The sequence below is a fragment of the Methanofervidicoccus abyssi genome (assembly GCF_004310395.1).
GTDB lineage: Archaea > AGJL01 > Methanococci > Methanococcales > Methanococcaceae > Methanofervidicoccus > Methanofervidicoccus abyssi.
The window spans coordinates 249,817-268,956 of record NZ_BFAX01000003.1; the positions used below are offsets into that span (position 1 = coordinate 249,817).

The 19,140-nt window shown below is 35.5% G+C and carries 16 protein-coding genes; 5 read left to right on the forward strand and 11 right to left on the reverse strand.

The genetic code is table 11. The features are described 5' to 3' along the window. The first annotated feature begins 61 nt into the window (after positions 1–61). Complete coding sequence (locus MHHB_RS03840; protein WP_131007284.1) at positions 62–664, forward strand: TIGR00296 family protein; 603 nt, start codon at positions 62–64, stop codon at positions 662–664. A 14-nt stretch (positions 665–678) separates the two neighbouring features. Beyond that, positions 679–1,758 (forward strand): THUMP domain-containing protein, encoded by a 1,080-nt coding sequence (locus MHHB_RS03845; protein ID WP_131007285.1) that lies wholly within the window; start codon positions 679–681, stop codon positions 1,756–1,758. Here the strand turns inward: MHHB_RS03845 and MHHB_RS03850 are convergent. Continuing rightward, positions 1,748–2,092 (reverse strand): DUF192 domain-containing protein, encoded by a 345-nt coding sequence (locus tag MHHB_RS03850; RefSeq protein WP_131007286.1) that lies wholly within the window; start codon positions 2,090–2,092, stop codon positions 1,748–1,750. The two genes, MHHB_RS03845 and MHHB_RS03850, sit on opposite strands and share 11 nt — an antisense overlap. Then, on the reverse strand, positions 2,073–2,909 hold the full coding sequence (locus tag MHHB_RS03855) for an SDH family Clp fold serine proteinase (RefSeq protein ID WP_131007287.1): 837 nt from the start codon (positions 2,907–2,909) through the stop codon (positions 2,073–2,075). The genes MHHB_RS03850 and MHHB_RS03855 overlap by 20 nt, the downstream gene beginning before the upstream one ends. Before the next feature lie 284 nt (positions 2,910–3,193). Between MHHB_RS03855 and MHHB_RS03860 the strand changes: the two genes are divergently transcribed. After that, positions 3,194–4,312: an AAA family ATPase gene (locus tag MHHB_RS03860; protein WP_131007288.1), complete on the forward strand. Its 1,119-nt coding sequence runs from the start codon at positions 3,194–3,196 to the stop codon at positions 4,310–4,312. Positions 4,313–4,401: 89 nt separating this feature from the next. On the opposite strand, the gene trxR is transcribed toward MHHB_RS03860, so the two are convergent. From trxR to hisF, 8 genes are all read right to left on the reverse strand, one after another. Beyond that, positions 4,402–5,316: a F420-dependent thioredoxin reductase gene (gene trxR, locus MHHB_RS03865; protein WP_131007289.1), complete on the reverse strand. Its 915-nt coding sequence runs from the start codon at positions 5,314–5,316 to the stop codon at positions 4,402–4,404. 219 nt (positions 5,317–5,535) lie between these two features. Then, positions 5,536–8,661: an isoleucine--tRNA ligase gene (gene ileS / locus MHHB_RS03870; protein WP_131007290.1), complete on the reverse strand. Its 3,126-nt coding sequence runs from the start codon at positions 8,659–8,661 to the stop codon at positions 5,536–5,538. A gap of 16 nt (positions 8,662–8,677) precedes the next feature. After that, a complete protein-coding gene (gene amrS, locus MHHB_RS03875) occupies positions 8,678–9,712 on the reverse strand; it encodes an AmmeMemoRadiSam system radical SAM enzyme (RefSeq protein WP_131007291.1) in 1,035 nt (344 codons plus the stop codon). A 12-nt stretch (positions 9,713–9,724) separates the two neighbouring features. Next, entirely contained in the window at positions 9,725–10,231 is a 507-nt protein-coding gene (locus tag MHHB_RS03880; protein WP_131007292.1) for a chorismate--pyruvate lyase family protein, read from the reverse strand. Between the two features lie 340 nt (positions 10,232–10,571). Continuing rightward, entirely contained in the window at positions 10,572–11,168 is a 597-nt protein-coding gene (gene cobY, locus MHHB_RS03885; protein ID WP_131007293.1) for an adenosylcobinamide-phosphate guanylyltransferase, read from the reverse strand. 230 nt (positions 11,169–11,398) lie between these two features. Next, complete coding sequence (gene bioA / locus MHHB_RS03890) at positions 11,399–12,802, reverse strand: adenosylmethionine--8-amino-7-oxononanoate transaminase (protein ID WP_131007294.1); 1,404 nt, start codon at positions 12,800–12,802, stop codon at positions 11,399–11,401. 288 nt (positions 12,803–13,090) lie between these two features. Further along, complete coding sequence (gene rpiA / locus MHHB_RS03895; protein WP_131007295.1) at positions 13,091–13,810, reverse strand: ribose-5-phosphate isomerase RpiA; 720 nt, start codon at positions 13,808–13,810, stop codon at positions 13,091–13,093. A 10-nt stretch (positions 13,811–13,820) separates the two neighbouring features. Next, positions 13,821–14,645 (reverse strand): imidazole glycerol phosphate synthase subunit HisF, encoded by an 825-nt coding sequence (gene hisF / locus MHHB_RS03900; RefSeq protein ID WP_131007427.1) that lies wholly within the window; start codon positions 14,643–14,645, stop codon positions 13,821–13,823. Positions 14,646–14,857: 212 nt separating this feature from the next. Between hisF and MHHB_RS03905 the strand changes: the two genes are divergently transcribed. Both MHHB_RS03905 and MHHB_RS03910 read left to right on the forward strand, forming a co-directional pair. Further along, the gene (locus MHHB_RS03905; RefSeq protein WP_131007296.1) at positions 14,858–15,331 is read left to right on the forward strand and encodes a YqaA family protein; all 474 of its coding nucleotides are present in this window, start codon (positions 14,858–14,860) and stop codon (positions 15,329–15,331) included. 118 nt (positions 15,332–15,449) lie between these two features. Beyond that, on the forward strand, positions 15,450–18,527 hold the full coding sequence (locus tag MHHB_RS03910) for a HEAT repeat domain-containing protein (RefSeq protein WP_131007297.1): 3,078 nt from the start codon (positions 15,450–15,452) through the stop codon (positions 18,525–18,527). On the opposite strand, the gene pdxT is transcribed toward MHHB_RS03910, so the two are convergent. Further along, on the reverse strand, positions 18,517–19,080 hold the full coding sequence (pdxT, locus tag MHHB_RS03915; RefSeq protein WP_131007298.1) for a pyridoxal 5'-phosphate synthase glutaminase subunit PdxT: 564 nt from the start codon (positions 19,078–19,080) through the stop codon (positions 18,517–18,519). The two genes, MHHB_RS03910 and pdxT, sit on opposite strands and share 11 nt — an antisense overlap. Positions 19,081–19,140 lie beyond the last annotated feature (60 nt).

Below are 19,140 nucleotides of genomic sequence, written 5' to 3' on the forward strand. Positions count from 1 at the left end.
TATGACATACAATTATAATATAATATTATAATAATTATTTCAAAAAAATTGGGGAGATAGTATGGATAGATTAACCTTAGAAGAAGGTACATATGCTGTAAAGTACGCCAGGGCAGTTATTGAAAATTATCTAACTGGTAAGAATATCGTGGTAGTAAATTATCCCAAAAAATTTGATAAATATAGAGGAGTTTTTGTAACTCTTCATACTTATCCAGATCATACATTAAGAGGCTGTATTGGAGTACCTGAACCTACTATGCCCCTTATAGAAGCTCTCAAGGAGGCAGCGATAAGTGCTGCAGTTAACGATCCAAGATTTCCCCCTGTAACCATCGATGAGATGGACAACATAGTAGTGGAGGTTAGTGTATTAACTCCACCTAAGTTGATAGAGGTAGAAGATCCCTCGGAATATTTGGATAAAATAGAGATAGGGAGGGATGGATTGATAATAGAGTATGGTATCTATAGAGGCCTACTGCTACCTCAAGTTCCAGTGGAGCAGGAATGGGAAGTTCCTGAGTATCTATCCAACTTATGTCTCAAGGCATCCCTATCTCCAGATGCCTGGCTCAGGTATCCTGTAAAGATATACTCCTTCCAGGCCCAAATATTTGAAGAGATCAGGCCCAGAGGACAGGTGGTTGAGAAGACTCTATAAGGTAAGGGGTGGTTATGGAGGCTGGATTTTTACTTTTAAAGGAGCATGAAACACTTCCAGTATCTGAGTTAAAGGCACTCTTGGAGATCTATCCACTAGGAGGTAAGGTGGAGGTTCTTAACAACTACGGGACGGTATCATCTTCCTTAGATAAACCCACCCTGGTTAAGTATATAAATAGAATTATTGAAAGAGGGGCCTATATTGAGGAAGGGCATCTTATAGTTACCGGGGTGAAATACAGTAGATCCCTAAAGGAAGGTCTTGAGAAACTTCTTAAGAGATTGGAGGAATTCTCATCTGAAGAACTCTTTAACTTTCTTCAGATAGATCCATCTAGGGATACCTTTGCAGTTAGGACTGTAAAAATAAATGGCAATGGAGATATAAGTTCGCCGACTATCGAGAGGATCGTTGGAGGTGTCCTAAAGGAGAAAACAGGTGCAAAGGTGAACCTCAAGGAACCCTCCAAGGTTATAAAAGTAGTGATACTTCAAAATAAGATATACTTAGGATTACTTGTGAGGAAGAGGGATAGAAAGTACTTCTACAACAACAGGCCCCATCTAAGGACGTACTTCCATCCTGGAAGTATCCTCCCAAAACTTGCAAGAGGGATGGTAAACCTAGCCAGGTTGAAAGAGGGGGAAATAATTTTAGATCCCTTCTGTGGAGTAGGTGGGTTTTTAATAGAGGGGGGGATGATAGGTTGTAAGTTGATAGGTTGTGATATAGACGGTAGGATGGTAAGAGGCACATTGATAAATTTAAAATCTTACAACTTGGAGGACAGTGTATTAGAGATAAAGAGGATGGATGCTAAAGATGTTGTAGATTACCTGAGATCTAAAGGTATTAACAGTGTAGATGCCATCGTTACAGATCCTCCCTATGGAATACTAACATCTGTAAAAGGAGATATTATAAGTATACTGGAAAAACTTGGAGATATTCTGAAGGATGGAGGGTATATGGTATTTGCCTTTCCTAGAAAGGTAGATCTAAATCTGAAGTTGATGGAGATACATAAGTTGTATGTCCATGGTAGTTTAACTAGACATATACATGTATATAAGAAGGAGTCTACTTCCTGATCTCTATTTTATCTCCTACACTTATCTCTAACTTATCATCGCTCCTTATTTCTATCATAGAGTTGGAGTACACCTTGGATTTATAAGTCCTCCAAGGTTTCAAATCTCTAACTACTTCTACAACTCTATTATCCAGCAAAAATATAACATCTATTGGAAATCTCATAAAAAATGTGTGGATGTGGAGTTTTCGCTTTTTATAGTAGAATATCATCCCCTCATTTTTCCCTATATCTCTAAACATTAAACCTAAGGCTCTCTTAAAAAAGTTATCTGCGACATGGAGATCGTATTCTTTATAACCTTCTTTACTTTTAAATCTTACCTTTAACATGATCCACCTTTCTGTAAGGTACAGGTATGTACTGCACAGATGGTCTCTGAGTTGTTGGCTGCTTGTAGAGATCGAAGAGTTTGTATACTAACTTTGGAACGTTGGTATTTACTTCTATACCTAACTCTCTCAACTTGTCCACAGTCAGTGGGTAGTCGTGGGTCCATCTTCCTGTAGATAGGATCTCTGCAACTTCTCTGGCTTTCTCCTCTGGCATTTTATCCTTCAGGAGGTTATATACAAACTCCTTCACTTGTGATATCGCTTTCCTGGATATATCTGCAAGTATCAAGGTCTCGTCATCAAGTTGATCTATGTACTTAGTCTCCACCACTTTTAAGATAGAAGCTGCTGGATAGTTACCTATCTGAGGATCCACAGGTCCCAATACAGCATTTTTATCCATAATAATCTCATCTGCAGCCAGGGCTATTAAAGTACCTCCACTCATGGCATAGTGCGGTACAATTACTGTAGTTTTGGCCTTGTGTTCCTTCAACGCCATAGCTATCTGCTCACTGGCTAATACTAATCCTCCTGGTGTATGTAGTATGAGATCTATAGGCATATCTTCAGGTGTCATTCTTATTGCCCTAAGTACTTCTTCACTGTCCTCTATAGTTATAAATCTATAGATGGGGATACCAAAGAGTGTCAGTTGTTCCTGTCTATGTATCATTACAATTACTCTGGTTTTTCTCTCCTTCTCCAACCTCTTTATACAGCTATATCTCTGGATCAGTTTCATTCTAAAGGCAGTTTGGGAGTATAAGATAAGTAATATAAAGAAAATCCAAAAAATAACTGTAGGGTCCATACTTACACCGTAGGTATTGTTATTATTGTAATAATTATTTTATATGATTTTATATGATTATTGTTATTATCTAGATAATCTTATAAAATAGGTAATAAGAGGTTACTATAGGATGACAATTAATTTTAATTATCTCATTTTTCATTATTAAATATCTCGTGTAGTAACTGTTGTAGGTAAAAGTTATATAAACTTATATAATAATTTTATATAATAAACGGAATTACTTATTTACTTTGATAATATCTTGATAATATCTTGATAATATCTTTGAGGTGTTCTTCATGAACAGGATAAACTTAAGCACCATAAAGTTAAAATCCTTAGTTTCTGAAACTGCGAAGATATCTGACAAAGTTATAGCACTAAAGTATGTTATAATAAAACCTGTGGGATTCCCAATTAAAATAAACAGTGAGAATCTAAAGGTTACTATAGACGATCCTACTTTATTTAACGTATATGCGAGAGAGCAGTGGGAAGGCGAGACTGTAAAGGAGGGGGATTATCTCTTTGACAACACCATAATTCCAGATTATGCATTCAAAGTTGTATCTACATATCCATCTGATGGAGGTATAATCACAAGGGATACTCTATTTAAAATTATAACTGAGAGAGATGTAGGAAATAAGCCCTTTAAAAAGGTAAGATTTGACGAGATAATAGGCCAGGAACACGCAAAGAAAAAGTGTAAAATCATTATAAAGTACCTTAAACAGCCTGAACTGTTTGGAGAGTGGGCTCCAAAGAACATCCTCTTCTACGGACCTCCAGGAACTGGAAAGACACTGATGGCAAGGGCTCTAGCAACTGAAACTGACGTACCTCTCTACTTAATAAAGGCCACCGAGCTGATAGGGGAGCACGTTGGAGACGGTGCCAAACAGATAGAACAACTGTACAGTAGGGCATTGGAGAACAAGCCATGTATTGTATTCATCGATGAATTAGATGCAATAGCCCTTAGTAGACAGTACCAATCCCTAAGAGGGGATGTGTCGGAGGTTGTAAATGCCCTATTAACAGAGTTAGATGGCATACATGATAACGACGGAGTGGTGACCATAGGAGCTACCAACAATCCAGATATCCTAGACAGTGCCATAAGGAGTAGATTCGAGGAAGAGATAAAATTTGAACTACCAGATGACAAGGAGAGATTACAGATTATGGAACTCTATAGGAAAAAGATGCCTCTAGAGATCAGGGCAGATTTGAGAAAGTATGTAGAGAAGACAAAAGGTATGAGTGGAAGAGATATAAAGGAGAAGTTCTTGAAACCAGCTCTCCACAGGGCTATACTAGAAGATAAAAAGTACATAGATGAGAAAGATCTAGATGCAGTGTTAGGGGAGTTGAACAAGTCTAAGAAGGAAGCACCTCTGCATCTCTACAGATAATTTTGATAGGAATAATAAAAAAACCTTCATGGCCATTTGTAGAGAAAACTTTTTATTTTTCTTTTTATTGTTAAATCTGTCTGAAGTTATTAATTTTTATCCAATCTGTTCAAATACTTCACAACACCTACCATCGCAACAGCCCCCTCTCCAACAGCCTTTGACACCTGTAAGACCCCTCCTGTAATATCTCCACAAGCAAATATACCATCTATGTTAGTCCTACATCTCCTATCTACTTTTACAAATCCATTGATTAACTCCACCCCACTACCCTCTAAGAACTGGGAATTAGGTTCGTGCCCCATACTTATAAAGATCCCATCGCCTTTAATAACTCTTTCTTCACCGTCCAGAGATATCAATACACCTTCTGCCTTCTCCTCTCCAAGTATCTTTATAATCTTTGCATTTTTTATTACGTCAATATTCTCTGCATCCTTTAACCTATCTAACATGATCCTCTCAGCAGATTTTAATTCCTTTTTATCTGTAATCACTGTTACTTTCTTTGCAATATCCTTTAAATTCAGTGCAGACATGACGGCTGGTGTATCTCTACCGATTACTATTACATCCTTATTTAGATAGAAGAAGGCATCACATGTGGTACAATAGGAGACTCCTTTTCCAATAAATTCATCTTCATTCAATCCCAATTTCTTCTCTCTTGTTCCAGTTGCAATTACAACACTTTTAGTGATATAGGTGTTATTCTCTCCTATCACCTTAAAAGGCCTATCCTCTGTGTCTATCTTTACAATGGTATCATATACAATCTCTAAATTAAATTTCTTAGCATGTTTCACAAATCTCTCTGCCAATTCATACCCTTTAATATCTTCAAAACCTGGATAATTTTCTACAACACCTGCCTCCGCTATTTTCCCTCCTTCCCTTTCCTTCTCAATACATACGGTCTTTAACTTTGCCCTCATGGCATATATTCCTGCAGTCAATCCAGCAGGACCTCCCCCTATTATCACTACATCGTAGATATCCATTTTTTACACCTTAGTTTTAACTCTTATTGGAAAGACTAGAAATTTTGTAATAACGTTTGTTTTTTAACGTTTTAATTTTATAGTTAAGCGACATATCTCTTTTGTATGTATTTAACAGTCCTAGGAGTTCTGTTTTTATTATTATTTTATTTTTTATAATTATTATACTTCTAATTTTTATTATCCATTTGGAAATATAGATTGAGAAAGGAGATTTAATTATTCCTTCTTACACCTTTCTATACCTATCTCCACCTTATACTTCCTGTTATCCGGTGTTTTTATCTCCCATACCTTTCTATAATCTGCATCTACCTCGTCAAGAAACTTACCTCTTACCTCCCTCTCTATATATTCTAAGGTATCCCTATCGAAGGATACACCTTCCATCTTTATATTAACCCACTCTTCGATATTCAGGTCCATATCCTTCCTCATAGCTTGTATTCTCCTTATAACTTCCCTCATAAGTCCTTCTTTAATGATATCTTCAGTTAATTTAATATCCATATATACACTTCCCTTGGAGAACTCCACTCCAATTATATTCTCCGGTATCTCCATCTTAAACTGTATATATTCAGGTTTTATCTCGTATTCTCCAATTTTAACAACACCTTCTTTTTCCAGTTTTTCCTTAAGTATCTTGGGATCTACAGACTTTATAACCTCTACAACCTTTGGAACCTCACTTTTGAATACCTTACCTAACTCTCTGTAGTTTGGTTTTACAGATATATTACCCTGGAACTCTGTAACTTCTATCTCCTTGACATTCCCTTGCTCCTTTATGATATGGCTGTATTTGCTTACTATATCTTCTACAGTTTTTGGCAATATTATCTTCCATATTGGATACCTGAGAGTATATTTTGCCTTATCCCTCCCTCTCAATATAGCATCTACTATCTCTCTAATTACTTCCATCTCATTCTCTAAGGTTCTGTCTATATACTTTTCATCTACAGTTATCCTGTTCATGAATATACTCTCTGGCATTCCCTCAGTCTTCAAGTTCTGGTATATTTTCTCACTTATATGTGGAACCACTGGAGACAGTAAGAGTATCAGTTTCATCAGCACGTAGTACAGTGTCTGATAGGCAGAGAGTTTTTCTGGATCCTCACTCTCCTTCCAGGTTCTACCCCTTATAAGTCTAATATACCATCTACTTAGATCCTCAAGTATGAAATCCCTCAACTTCCAAGTATAGGAGTGGAGATGTGGTATTTCTAGATCCTCTACTATCTCCTTGGTTAATGTGTTTATCCTACTTATTATCCATCTATCTTCATCCTTAAGGTACTTCATATATTCATCATTAGGCTGAAAGTTGTCAAGTACCATGTAGTTAACCGCAAATGCGTAGGCGTTCCACAATGTGTTAAATAGATTTCTAACATCCTTCAACTCAGTATAGGAGAACTTTATATCCTCCCATGCCTTGTTTGCACTTAGAAGGTAGAACCTCAGTATATCTGCCCCGTACTCTTCTACAACATCATCTGGATTAACTATGTTCCCTAAACTCTTACTCATCTTATTTCCTTTCTCGTCGAGGGCGAAACCATGCATCATACACTTCTTATATGGTACGTCGTTGAAGAGGATAGTGCTTAGGGCATGTTGGGAGTAAAACCACTTTGTAACCTGATCGTGTCCCTCCACTATGAAGTCAGCCTTTTTAAGTTTCCTCAGATTCATAGAAGCGTAAGGTGCTAAACCTGAGTCAAACCATACATCTAAGACATCTGGCACTCTCTTCATAGTACCTCCACAATGACACCTGAGAAGCACCTTATCTACAGTAGGTTTATGTAGATCCTCCAGATCTACTTCATTTATCATCTTCTCTTTCAACTCTTCGACACTTCCAATAACCTCGTAGGAACCACATTTCTCACAGATCCAGATTGGAATAGGTATACCCCAGTACCTCTGTCTACTTATGTTCCAGTCTCCTACGTACTTTACTCCATTTATATACCTAGTTTCTACCCAACCTGGTATCCAATGGACACTCTTAGCCTGTTCTATTATTTCATCCTTTATCTTAGATATCTTCAGGAACCACTGTTCTGTAGCTCTGAAAAGTAGTGGAGTTTTACACCTCCAACAGTGTGGATAGGAGTGTTTTATCTTACCCTCGGAGAGAAGTAGCCCTTTCTCCTTCAATCTCTCTATTATATACCTATCTGCCTCCTTTACGAAGATACCTTTCCATAATCCTTCAGTATATCTACCTCTATCATCTATTGGGGAGTATATAGGAATACTGTATCTCTCACCAACCTCAAAGTCTTCCTCACCAAAACCTGTTGCTGTATGTACCAAACCTGTACCCTCTTCTAGAGAAACATGCTCTCCCAATACTATAGTATGGACCTTCTCCATCTCGGAGAACTCTTTAAGTTTTTCGTTCTCTTCTAAGAGGGGAGTAATATACTTTAAACCCTCCAATTCACTACCTTTAACAGTTTTTACAACCTCGTAGTGTTTTATGTTATAAATCTTCTCAGCCTTCTTTACAACACTCTCAACTAACGGTTCTCCTATTATCCAATACTCTTCAATCTCTTCCCCTCCAGTCTCTAAGGTTACCTTAACATAGGCGTAGTTGAAGTCAGGATGGACGGCGACCAGCATGTTTGCTATTAAAGTCCAGGGAGTAGTTGTCCAGATTATAAGGTATGTATTCTCCTTATCCTTCAAGGGGAATTTAACGTAGATAGAAGGATCTACTACCTCCTTGTATTCTCCTCTTACTTCATGCTCTGCCAAGGATGTTTCACACCTTGGACACCAATAACCTACCCTAAGATCCTTTGAGAGGAGGCCCCTCTTATGAGCCTTCTTTAAGGTCCACCATCCAGTTTCTATATAGTCCCTCTCTATCGGCATATAGGCGTTTTCCCAGTCAAGCCATACCCCTAAGTTCTTGAACTGTCTTTCCATAACCTCTCTATTCCTCAGTGCAAACTCCTTACACTTTTCTATAAATCTCTCAGTGCCAATTTTCTTCTCTATGTCCTTCTTTGAATTTATTTTAAACTCTTCCTCTACCTTCACCTCTATTGGAAGACCATGCATATCCCAGCCAGCTTTATCCAATACGTTATAACCTTGTAATCTCTTGAATCTCAATACAGTATCCTTTATTATCTTATTCCATGCTGTTCCGAGGTGTATGGCTCCTGAACAGTATGGAGGTCCATCTACAAAGTAATATTCTGGACCATGTTCTAAAGATCTCTTTACCTTTCTATATATGTTATTCTTCTCCCAGAACTTCTTTATTTCCAGATCTATCTCCCTAAAATTGACCTCTGTCCTTACCTCCTCCATAGCATCACCTTTTAGATTATAGCACGATATCAATTATCTCTCCACAGTTAGGACACTGTGGAACTCCAGAACTTGTATCGATGTTATTAACTATCACGGAAAATTTCGATCTATCAATAAGTAAAGTCTTACAGTTAGGACAGTAGGTATTCTCTCCTTCGTGCCCTGGGACGTTTCCTATGTAAACATACTTTAAACCTTCCTCCAGGGCTAAGTTTCTCGCACTTTCTAAAACTTCCAGAGGTGTTGGAGGAATATCTAACAACTTATATCGTGGAAAGAATCTTGTGAAGTGGAGAGGGGTCTCTTTACCCAGGTAATCTCTTACGAAGTGTATGAGATTTAGAATATCTTCCATGTTGTCGTTGTAGGTAGGTATTATAAGGTTGGTTATCTCCACATGGATACCTATTTTCTTGGCTACTATAGCAGTCCTTAGAACTGGCTCTAAGGTTCCATGACATACTTCTCTGTAAAACTTTTCATTGCCCTTTATATCTATATTCATCCCATCTATCTTTAAGTTTCTTAGAGGTTCCTCGTTTATATATCCATTTGTTATCATGACGTTGTATAAGCCCTTTTTCCTAGCGATACTCACAGTGTCATACATAAGTTCGTAGAAGACAGTAGGTTCAGTATAGGTATAGGCTATACCGTCACACCTGTATTCTAAGGCCATTCTTACTATATCCTCAGGGTATAGGGTATTGTAGATAATATCATCAGGAGAAACCTGACTGATCTCCCAGTTTTGACAGTGCTTACACCTAAAGTTACATCCTGCAGTAGCTATAGAGAATGTTATAGAACTAGGATGAAAGTGATAGAGGGGCTTTTTTTCAACAGGATCTACAGCAGCTGAGCAAACCTTACCATAGTTTATGGTATAGAGTTTTCCACCTATGTTCTCCCTGCATCTACAGAAACCTCTCTTCCCAGGAGGAATTACGCAGTATCTAGGACATAAGGTACATTTAACTATCTTATTATCCATAGGTTCATAGTACATAGCTTCGTAGGATTCTCCGTAACTTCTGATGGCACTCATAGTATCCCAACTCTATAGGTAATCCCCAATGTTAAAAATCTCGGTAATCTCCATAAGTACTTTACCTCTATATATAATATTGTAGGTTCTCTGAGGAAGGATTCTCCTCTCCGTATTTAGATACCTTCTAATTGATTCTTCTACCTCTTTATAGGATATATCCACTATTTCCCGCCGAGTTTCTAAGTTGTGCATCTTCAGAATTTTCCCTATAGGTATATCTGCAGAGAGTAAATCTCTCTTAATACTGTCTCTCAGAGTTTCATCACCAATATTCTTCAGAGGTATCTTTGAAGTGGCGTATACTAAAGGAGTGTCTCCGATCTTGAGGATTACACTTCTGTAATTTACACCGTTTACTATTTTCTGACTGATAGTTTTTACAGTGATCTCACCGTTGAACAGTATCTCCAGAAGGTTGGTAACACTTCCGTCAGTACCTAATAACATCTTCTCTTCATTTCTAAGGGGGTACCTTTTGGATAACTCGTTTATAATTCTGTAAGGCTTTAACACCATTAGATACCTCACCTAATTGGGAGAATTATTAATTTTCCTTATTATCTTGATAGATAGTATTTTTTATCTATTTTATCTTTTTAAGTATTTTATTTATACTATTTTTAATTTGTTATATAATTGATCCTAATATTATCTTAATTCCTACCAGAAGTAGCGATTAAAAGGATATCAATTATACAATAATTATAACTAAAATTATAACTAATAGAATAAAATATATCCCAGAATGTTTTTTCGACATTGAAATAGGGTAGGAAATACCTTTTGTAATATCCACAGTTGTATCATTTAGAATTTTACTTATTTTATCTTATCTCAACAGTCCCAGCTAATTTATTTATAGTCTATAACTACTAATAAACGACTCTACTATTTTCTTCTCTTCTAACGTATTCACATTTAATACGGGCTCCTTTAAGACATACAGCTTTTCCACCTGTTCTCTATTCACTGGACAAAGTATGTTTATACCTATAGGGATGTAATTATCAATTGCTATAGTAGAACTGCTTAGATATTTATTCTTCTCCACCACTACACAGAGGGTCTCCAAATTCATATTCTTAGACCTTAGAGTGTAATATTCATCTATAATTTCATCTATAACTTTAGGTGTTATAGTAGGTATATCACAGCATATTACCATGAAAGGCTCTGAGAAATATCTCATAGAATAGTTTATATCATGAATATAACCCTTACCAGGAGTGTCTATTATTTTTATTCTTTTTTTATTACAATATTTCTTAAATAGATACTTCTTAGTTTTCCTGGTATTCGGAGATACTGCGATATATATATTCTCTATCTTAGAGTTTAAAAGGGACTGGATTACATAGTCTATCATAGGTTTTTTTAAAATTGGTAGTAGTGGTTTTTCTACATCAGCCTTTAACCTCGTACCTTTTCCACCAGCCATAAGTAAGGCGTCCATATTTCCACGTAAGTAGATAGCTAGTTTTATCAAAATTAATGGATTTAAAAGAGGATTAATAAAAATAATAAAGAGTATCATAACAAAAAATATAATCTATGGTAATAACATTTTTAAGCTATATAAATATATAAATTATAATATTATAATATATTTAATTATATGATTTAATTATTTTTTCAACTTATTTTTTTATTGAGATCTCGAAGTTGTTATTGCTATAACACAAATTATCCTAAGGTTTCCCGAATCGCATCGTAGAGATTTCTACACAGGATTTCTATTTCATTCTCTGTAATAGTTAGAGGAGGAACTAATATTATAGTGTTAAGAATAGGTCTCATATATATGCCCCTCTTAAGTAGGTTCTCTGCAACCCTATACGCTACCTTCTCCCTGTATGAATATGGTTCCTTGGTCTTCTTATCCTTCACCAACTCAATACCTACCATAAAACCCTTCTTCCTGACATCGCCCACATGTTCCAACTCCTTCAATTTGTCTAACTCTCTATGAAACATCTCTATCTTCTTATTTACTTTCTTAAAGAAGTCCTTCTCTCCCAGTATTTCCAAGGTAGCAAGTGCTGAAGTACATAATAACTGATTTCCCGTATAAGTGTGCCCATGGAAGAAGTGTCTGAGCTCTTCAAAGTCCCCTAAGAATTGGTTGTATATCTCGTCAGTTGTCATGGTAACTGCCAAGGGCAGATAACCTCCAGTTATACCCTTCCCGATTGTAATTATATCTGGTTTAGATATACTTTTTAACTCCTCCCTCTCTGAATAAAGATATCTACCAAGTCTCCCAAAGGTTGCAACTTCATCTAATATAAATACTATACCTTCTTCCTTAGATCTCCTTGCCAACTCCTCTATATAGTTATCAGGGTATGGAATCATCCCGGCAGAACCCATTATTCCCCCTTCCAGTATTATACAGAAGAGCTCATCCTTAGCCTCCTCTAAGAGTTTCAGCATATCTTCGAGACAGTCCATACTGCATCCCATCTCCATCCTCTCATCTGTATCCCTGAAGTTGTGGCCGTATCTACACCTGTAGCAGTAGGGAGGGTTTCCATGGTATCCCTTAAATAGGAGGGGCTTAAATAAACCATGGAAAATCTCACTACCCCCTACACTCATGGCTCCAAAGGTATCTCCATGATAGCCATCCTTTACAGAGAGGAACTTAGTCCTCTTTTTATTACCTTCAGGATCCTTTAACTGGTAATACTGAAAGGCTATCTTAAGAGCAATTTCAACAGCCTCTGAACCATCCTCCGAGTAGAACACCTTAGTTAGATGGGGGGGAGTGATCTCAACAAGTTTCTTTGCCAGGAGTATAGAAGGTACATTACCACATCCTAACAGTGTAGAGTGACATATCTTATCTGCCTGTCTCTTTATTTCCTCAATAATCCTCCTCTCACTGTGGCCAAAGAGATTACACCATATAGAAGACACAGCATCTAGGTATTTATTTCCATAGATATCTATAAGGTAGTTACCTTCACCTCTCTCTATTATCAGATTTTTAAAGGGAGGATCGTACTCCCTCATTTGAGTATATGGATGCCATAGGTATTTTTTATCCCATTCAACAAGTTCTTTGGGAGTGTAACCTTTAGCCATAATCTATCACCTTTATATCCTGTTAAATGGATCGTATAAAAATTTAATATAAAAATAATAGTAATAAAATAATAGTAATATGGATAAAACTATTCGTACTAAACAACAACTATCGAGAACCTTGAATAAAAATAATAATTATAAAAATAATAAAGAAGAATTTAAAGAGCTAATACCGTTAAAAAGTAAAATGTTATTATTTGTAGGAGATTGATACATCTTTTAAGAATATTCTTTTAATCTCTCCTTTAATGGAAACCAGAATTGTTGAAAATCAGGATTTTGTATCTACTCTTTCTGTAGTATCTCCACCTTATTTTTATGTCCAACGATAACTTTATTCACCTTTGTAAAGATACCGTTCTCCACAACTCCCGGTATGGTATTTAACTCCATCTCCATCTTTTCAGGCTCCTTCAGGTCCATGAATACATCTATTATTATATTACCGTTATCTGTGATTACTGGGCCTCTCTTCCTCTCAGCCATCCTTATAGAAGGTGCCGCATCCCTTCTAAGTAACTCCTTTAATACAAAAGAATACGCAGAAGGTAGTACCTCTAGGGGCACAGGTGTCTTATTTCCCAGCATATCCACGACTTTACTACTATCTACTATGACTACAAACTCCTCTGCGTAGTAATCCACTATTTTCTCCATCGTATGGCAGCCTCCTCCCCCTTTTATGAGATTTAGGGATTTTCTCTCAACCTCGTCGGCACCATCTACTGCAATATCTATAACATCACACTGATCTAAGGACACTATCGGTATTCCATTTTTGATGGCCAATATACGGGATTCAAAGGATGTAGGCACTCCAAATATACTTAACTCTTCTTCGGTGATCTTCTTACCTAACTCCTCTATAAATATGTTGGTTGTTGTACCTGAACCTAAACCTACTATCATCCCATCTTTTATAAGATTAAGAGCCTCCCTTGCGGCCATGTATTTCTCATGTTCAGTATTTGTAGTTTTTGACTTCGATCTTCTACCCTTAGCCATATCTACCCCCTTATAATCTAACTGGAATCCCTCTATTTAACAGATACTCTTTAATCTCCCTGATGGAATATTCCCTGTAGTGAAGAATACTTGCCATTAATGCAGCATCTGCCTTTCCATATTCAAATACCTCGTAGATATGTTCCAGTGTTCCACAGCCTCCACTTGCTATAACAGGTATTCCAACGTTCTCAGACATTAATCTTGTTAATTGGATATCGTAGCCCTTCTTAGTACCGTCTGCATCTATACTGGTAAGGAGTATCTCTCCAGCACCCAACTCCCATACCTTCCTACCCCACTCTATAGCATCTATTCCAGTCCCCTTTCTACCTCCATATATATAAACCTCAAACCAGCAGTATCTACTATCAACTTTTACAACGTTTCTACCCCTCTCCCTAGCAGCATCTACCTCTTCTCCTTCTACATATCTCCTTTTTGCATCTATAGCAACTACAACACACTGGGAACCAAAAATCTCACTGGCTTCCTTTATCAGCTCAGGAGTCTTAACTGCAGCTGTATTTACAGATACCTTATCAGCACCTGCTCTAAGTAGTCTCCGGAAATCTTCAACTGTCCTAACACCACCTCCAACAGTTAAAGGTATAAATACCTGCTCAGCTGTCTTCTCAACTAAATCTATAAGTATACGTCTCTTCTCGTAAGATGCGGTAATATCTAGAAATACCAACTCATCTGCACCTTCTTCATCATATACCTTGGACAATTCTACAGGATCTCCTGCATCCTTTAAGTGGACGAATTTAGTCCCCTTTACAACCCTGCCCTCCTTTATATCTAGACAGGGAATTATCCTCTTCGTTAAGATTTTATCACCTATAATACTTATACCAGGAATTTTAAATAATAACATTATATATTTATGTATCTCCTTAGATGCTGTTTGATACTGAATTTTTAACTATCATTATTATTAATAATATTAACATAATAAATAACTTATTTGTAATATTTTTATTTGTAATATTTGGTCTATAATTTATATTAACATCTTTACAACAAGGCACTGAGTAAGATACTATGGACATCAATATACTGATAGGGGATTTAATAAGATATTATGGATACCTCGGCCTCTTTGTAGTAGCGTTCTCTGAGTCGATAATCCAACCTGTACCCCCAGATATCTTTATATTAGGTGCCTCTATCTTTGGTTTAGATCCCTTAATATGTGCGGTGATCTCAACTGTAGGTTCGGTGTTGGGAGGAATAACTGGTTATATATTAGGTTATAAACTTGGGACGCCAGTTTTTATCAGATTGTTTGGAGAAAAGTACTTTAGAATGGGAGAAAGGTTTTTTGAAAAGTACGGTGTTTTGGGCGTGGTAATTGCAGGATTTACTCCTTTGCCGTATAAAATTGTAGCCTGGCTCTCAGGGATTTTTGACATGGGTGTTTTAAAATTTACAGTTGGGACCTTGATAGGGAGATTTTCCCGATTTCTCCTTATAGCTTATTTTGGACATGGAGTTTCTATGTATTTTGGTATTTAAAGTTAGTATTTATTATAAATGGGGTAATAAATTTATTAATTGCAAAAATTATTAAAATATACTAAAATAAATTATATTATTTATTGAGGAAATGATATCGAAAAACGGTGGGTTTTTTATGAATGCTTACAATTATAATACCTCTGCTAATAGGGAACTTTCACAACTTTTCCTTGAATATTACAAACAAGACTGGAAGAAACGATCTGAAGCTGCTAGGATATTAGGATATATCAATGATCAGGAAACAATAGAAAAATTAACTCCATATATTGTCGAGTTAGCCTTAGATACAAATAGATTCATTAGAATAAATCTAGCCCACTCCTTAAAGAAAATAGTGTTGGAATACAATATTGTAAATGAAGATATTTTTTTCCTGTTGTATTCTTTGGCCTACGATTCCTACGAGCCTGTCTCCAGTTTAATGATAAATATTATAAAATCGATGGAGGATTATAAAGTAATCAAATTCGTTTCATCTATCTCTAAGAAGTTGGGATCTTCAAATAACTATGAAATACTCTACTCCCTAGTATCCATAGGGTTGATATCCAGTATAACACCGGAATATCTTGTAGATGCACTGCCTAAACTTATGTTGTTGGCAAATACCAACAGGTATAAAATAATTCAGATCATCGCTGTTGAAATACTGGGAGAATTTAAATCTTTAAATAGAGAGTACTTAACTGAGCTGTACTATTTCTACTATATAAGATATCGTTACAAAGAGATATTTCAAAACTTAAGGGGTGATGATTTTAATAAGTACTTTGACAAAATTAAATATTACGACATCTATTTAAAAAAGAATGTTTCTAAAGACGATATTGTAGAAGTTATTAATACAATAAAAGATAGTAAATATGAATATGACGATACGTTGAAAACCCTTAAGATGTCCATTTTATACACCCACTTCAAGCCTCTCAGGGAGTTGTTAAATGAAGATGAAAACCTCGGTAAGGTACTACTGGAGGAAGTTCTAAACAATATAGAAAGTGACAACTTTCTCGTCAAACTCTCTGCAATACTACTCTTCTCAAAAATCATAACTGTAGAAAAAGTCTATAAAAATCTAAGTAAAAATGATATTGACAATTTCTTTAAGGTGATAGAAGATAATTTAGTTAAGGGAAATTATCTCCTCAAAGGATTTTCCCTTGAGGCACTGTGCAATCTTGTGAAATGGGGTAATTCTCAATATATGCTGAAGAAGATAGAGGAAGTGATTGATAAGGTTGATATGGAGAAGGTTATGAGTGAGGGTTATCTATGTTACTATTACGGTATATATTTAATGTACTATTTTAAAAAATTACAGTGTATCTCTGCTAGACATTCACCAAATATAACTAAAGAACTTCTTGAAAAGTTCAGAGATTTAGGACTTTATAAATTGCAGGAACTTATCAAAAGTATCTATTTAGGCATAAAAAAGAGAGAATGGTTAGATAGGTTCTACTCTGGGAAGTTTTTAGGCAATATACTATGTTCACGAATAAGATACAATCCACAGATGTTTGAGATAGTTAATAGGTTGTTATACGATTCCAATTACTTGAATAGAAACATTGGGATATGGTTATTTAGATTGATAATAGAGATTGAAGATAAACCTCCTTCCAATATTAATCCAATAATTAAGACCACATTTCTCTTCGATGACTGGTATTTTGGGACTAGGGTAGAGTACTTGTTGTTTTACAGTACTTTAATCAGTAAATTTCCTAAGAATATCCAAGTAAATAGTATAAAGACAGGTCTGATCTCAACAATTTTAACAAAGTGTTTAACTGATAAAAATAGATTTATAAAATACATAAGTAGAGAGTTGTTCTATAAACTTGTAGATGATGTATCTGAGTACTTTGAACTGTTAGACTACCACAACAGAGAATCTGAAGAACGAATCTCTATAATCGATAAATATATTAGATATCCTGAAACAAGAAAGGCTGCAATAATGTTAATTAAAAATGAATTAGAAAGATACATCAAAAATAAAAAAGGAGATAAAAAATATATCGAAACACTCTTAAGAATAATTTACAACAACATCTGTGAAGAGACTATCTATGTCCTCTTTGAAATTATAAAGTTAAAGAAGAGAAATTTCCCACTCTCTGCAGAAATTGTCAAATCCTATATAGAGAGGTATCCTAAGTTACCTAGGACTATGGCAGACGTTCTCTACAAGTTCGTAAACGAGCATGTTTTTAGGATAAGATGTATCCACCTACTTGAAGTGTTGGCATATGTTGAGGAGAGAATTATAATACAGAGGAGAATACTAAATAGAATTAAAGAGTTGGTTGTATATGCAGATTCTTATTCCCAAGATATTAAAATAGCGATGAAGATACTTAATAGAATAGAAGAACCTGAATGTAAGGCTATAGTAGAAGAAAAAGAAAGGATATTCAGTAAATATTTTAAAGATGGATTTATAGAGATACATCTTAATTCAGTTGAGATAAGATACATACCAGTATTGGATATCATTGAAATTATGAATAGTGAAAATACCCCTATATCTGAAATAATTATCCAGATATTAGAGTCTGAGGGAATGACAATTCCAAAAATAATGGTTCTTGATTATTTTATTAACGAAATTATATCTGACGATAATCTATTAGATGAAATTTTATCCATTAAAAACATCTTTGACATACTGGCAAAGTTAGCGATACTTCCTGGTTACAGTCTAATATCCAAGAAGGCTCTAACTATACTTGAAGAGATAAGTATTAAAAAAAGCGACTGGCTAAAAGACAATTTAATAAGTAATTTTGATAAAAAATCTACTCCATCTCTTATAAAAAGACTTTTAAAATCTGTGTCAAGCCCTTTTGTCGAATTAGAGATTATAGAAGCGTATAACTACCTAATAGATAAAAACATGTTAAAATGCAGTGAATCTAAAAACATGAAAAAAGGATTGTATAGAGTTATACATGATACTTATAGTGAGCAGCCCTGGGTAATATTCAGAAAAATAGTTGATATTGTAAAGAAGTGTCCTGAATTAAAAGAAGATAGGGAATTTTTAAACGTTCTATCTAAGAAAATAATGAATTTTATAGAATGGGAAACTTCCCCTACTGCCAAGACATACTTACTTAGTATATTAGAGAAGTTACATGAAGAAGAGATAGAATATGTAGAGAAAGAGACTATTAATCTCTAACGTTACAAACCTTCTCTACAAAGTAGTTGTATACTTTATATCCATCATCTGACAACTCTGGGTGGAAGGCAACTGCCATATATCTCTCTTCTTTTACACCTACTATGTTATCATTTTCTTTTGCAATTATCTCCACCTTGTCATTTAAAATCCTATCAACTATAGGAGCCCTTATAAATATTCCTTTAATCTTCTCTCCATTGAAGTATACATCATCCTCGAAACTCTCCCTCTGACTACCGTAGGCGTTTCTTTTTACTGTTATATCCATTAATCCCAGTAGAGGCTGTTTTTTCCCAGTACCTTTTGATAACAGTACCATCCCTGCACAGATACCTAAGATAGGCATATCTGAATTTCTCAATACCTCCATAAACCCGTACTTTTCCATCAGTTTTCCTATAGTTGTGCTCTCACCACCAGGTATTATTAGAGCATCTATCTTAGATAGATCCTCCACCCTTCTAATTCTTATAGGGTTATGGCCGATTTTTCTAATCATCTCTTCCTGTTCGTCAATATCTCCCTGAATTCCCAATACACCTATGTTCATGATTCCACCATTTGTTGTTGATTCATTTTTAAAATTAGGGAAAAATATTATTTATTTTTT

Coding starts and splice junctions, on each gene's coding strand:
- MHHB_RS03850 (WP_131007286.1), bottom strand. CDS start 2,092: ATGTTAAAGGTAAGATTTAAAAGTAAAGAAGGTTATAAAGAATACGAT.
- pdxT (WP_131007298.1), bottom strand. CDS start 19,080: ATGAACATAGGTGTATTGGGAATTCAGGGAGATATTGACGAACAGGAA.
- trxR (WP_131007289.1), bottom strand. CDS start 5,316: ATGGATATCTACGATGTAGTGATAATAGGGGGAGGTCCTGCTGGATTG.
- bioA (WP_131007294.1), bottom strand. CDS start 12,802: ATGGCTAAAGGTTACACTCCCAAAGAACTTGTTGAATGGGATAAAAAA.
- MHHB_RS03910 (WP_131007297.1), top strand. CDS start 15,450: ATGAATGCTTACAATTATAATACCTCTGCTAATAGGGAACTTTCACAA.
- amrS (WP_131007291.1), bottom strand. CDS start 9,712: ATGAGTGCCATCAGAAGTTACGGAGAATCCTACGAAGCTATGTACTAT.
- MHHB_RS03905 (WP_131007296.1), top strand. CDS start 14,858: ATGGACATCAATATACTGATAGGGGATTTAATAAGATATTATGGATAC.
- MHHB_RS03840 (WP_131007284.1), top strand. CDS start 62: ATGGATAGATTAACCTTAGAAGAAGGTACATATGCTGTAAAGTACGCC.
- MHHB_RS03855 (WP_131007287.1), bottom strand. CDS start 2,909: ATGGACCCTACAGTTATTTTTTGGATTTTCTTTATATTACTTATCTTA.
- ileS (WP_131007290.1), bottom strand. CDS start 8,661: ATGGAGGAGGTAAGGACAGAGGTCAATTTTAGGGAGATAGATCTGGAA.
- cobY (WP_131007293.1), bottom strand. CDS start 11,168: ATGGACGCCTTACTTATGGCTGGTGGAAAAGGTACGAGGTTAAAGGCT.
- rpiA (WP_131007295.1), bottom strand. CDS start 13,810: ATGGCTAAGGGTAGAAGATCGAAGTCAAAAACTACAAATACTGAACAT.
- MHHB_RS03860 (WP_131007288.1), top strand. CDS start 3,194: ATGAACAGGATAAACTTAAGCACCATAAAGTTAAAATCCTTAGTTTCT.
- MHHB_RS03880 (WP_131007292.1), bottom strand. CDS start 10,231: ATGGTGTTAAAGCCTTACAGAATTATAAACGAGTTATCCAAAAGGTAC.
- MHHB_RS03845 (WP_131007285.1), top strand. CDS start 679: ATGGAGGCTGGATTTTTACTTTTAAAGGAGCATGAAACACTTCCAGTA.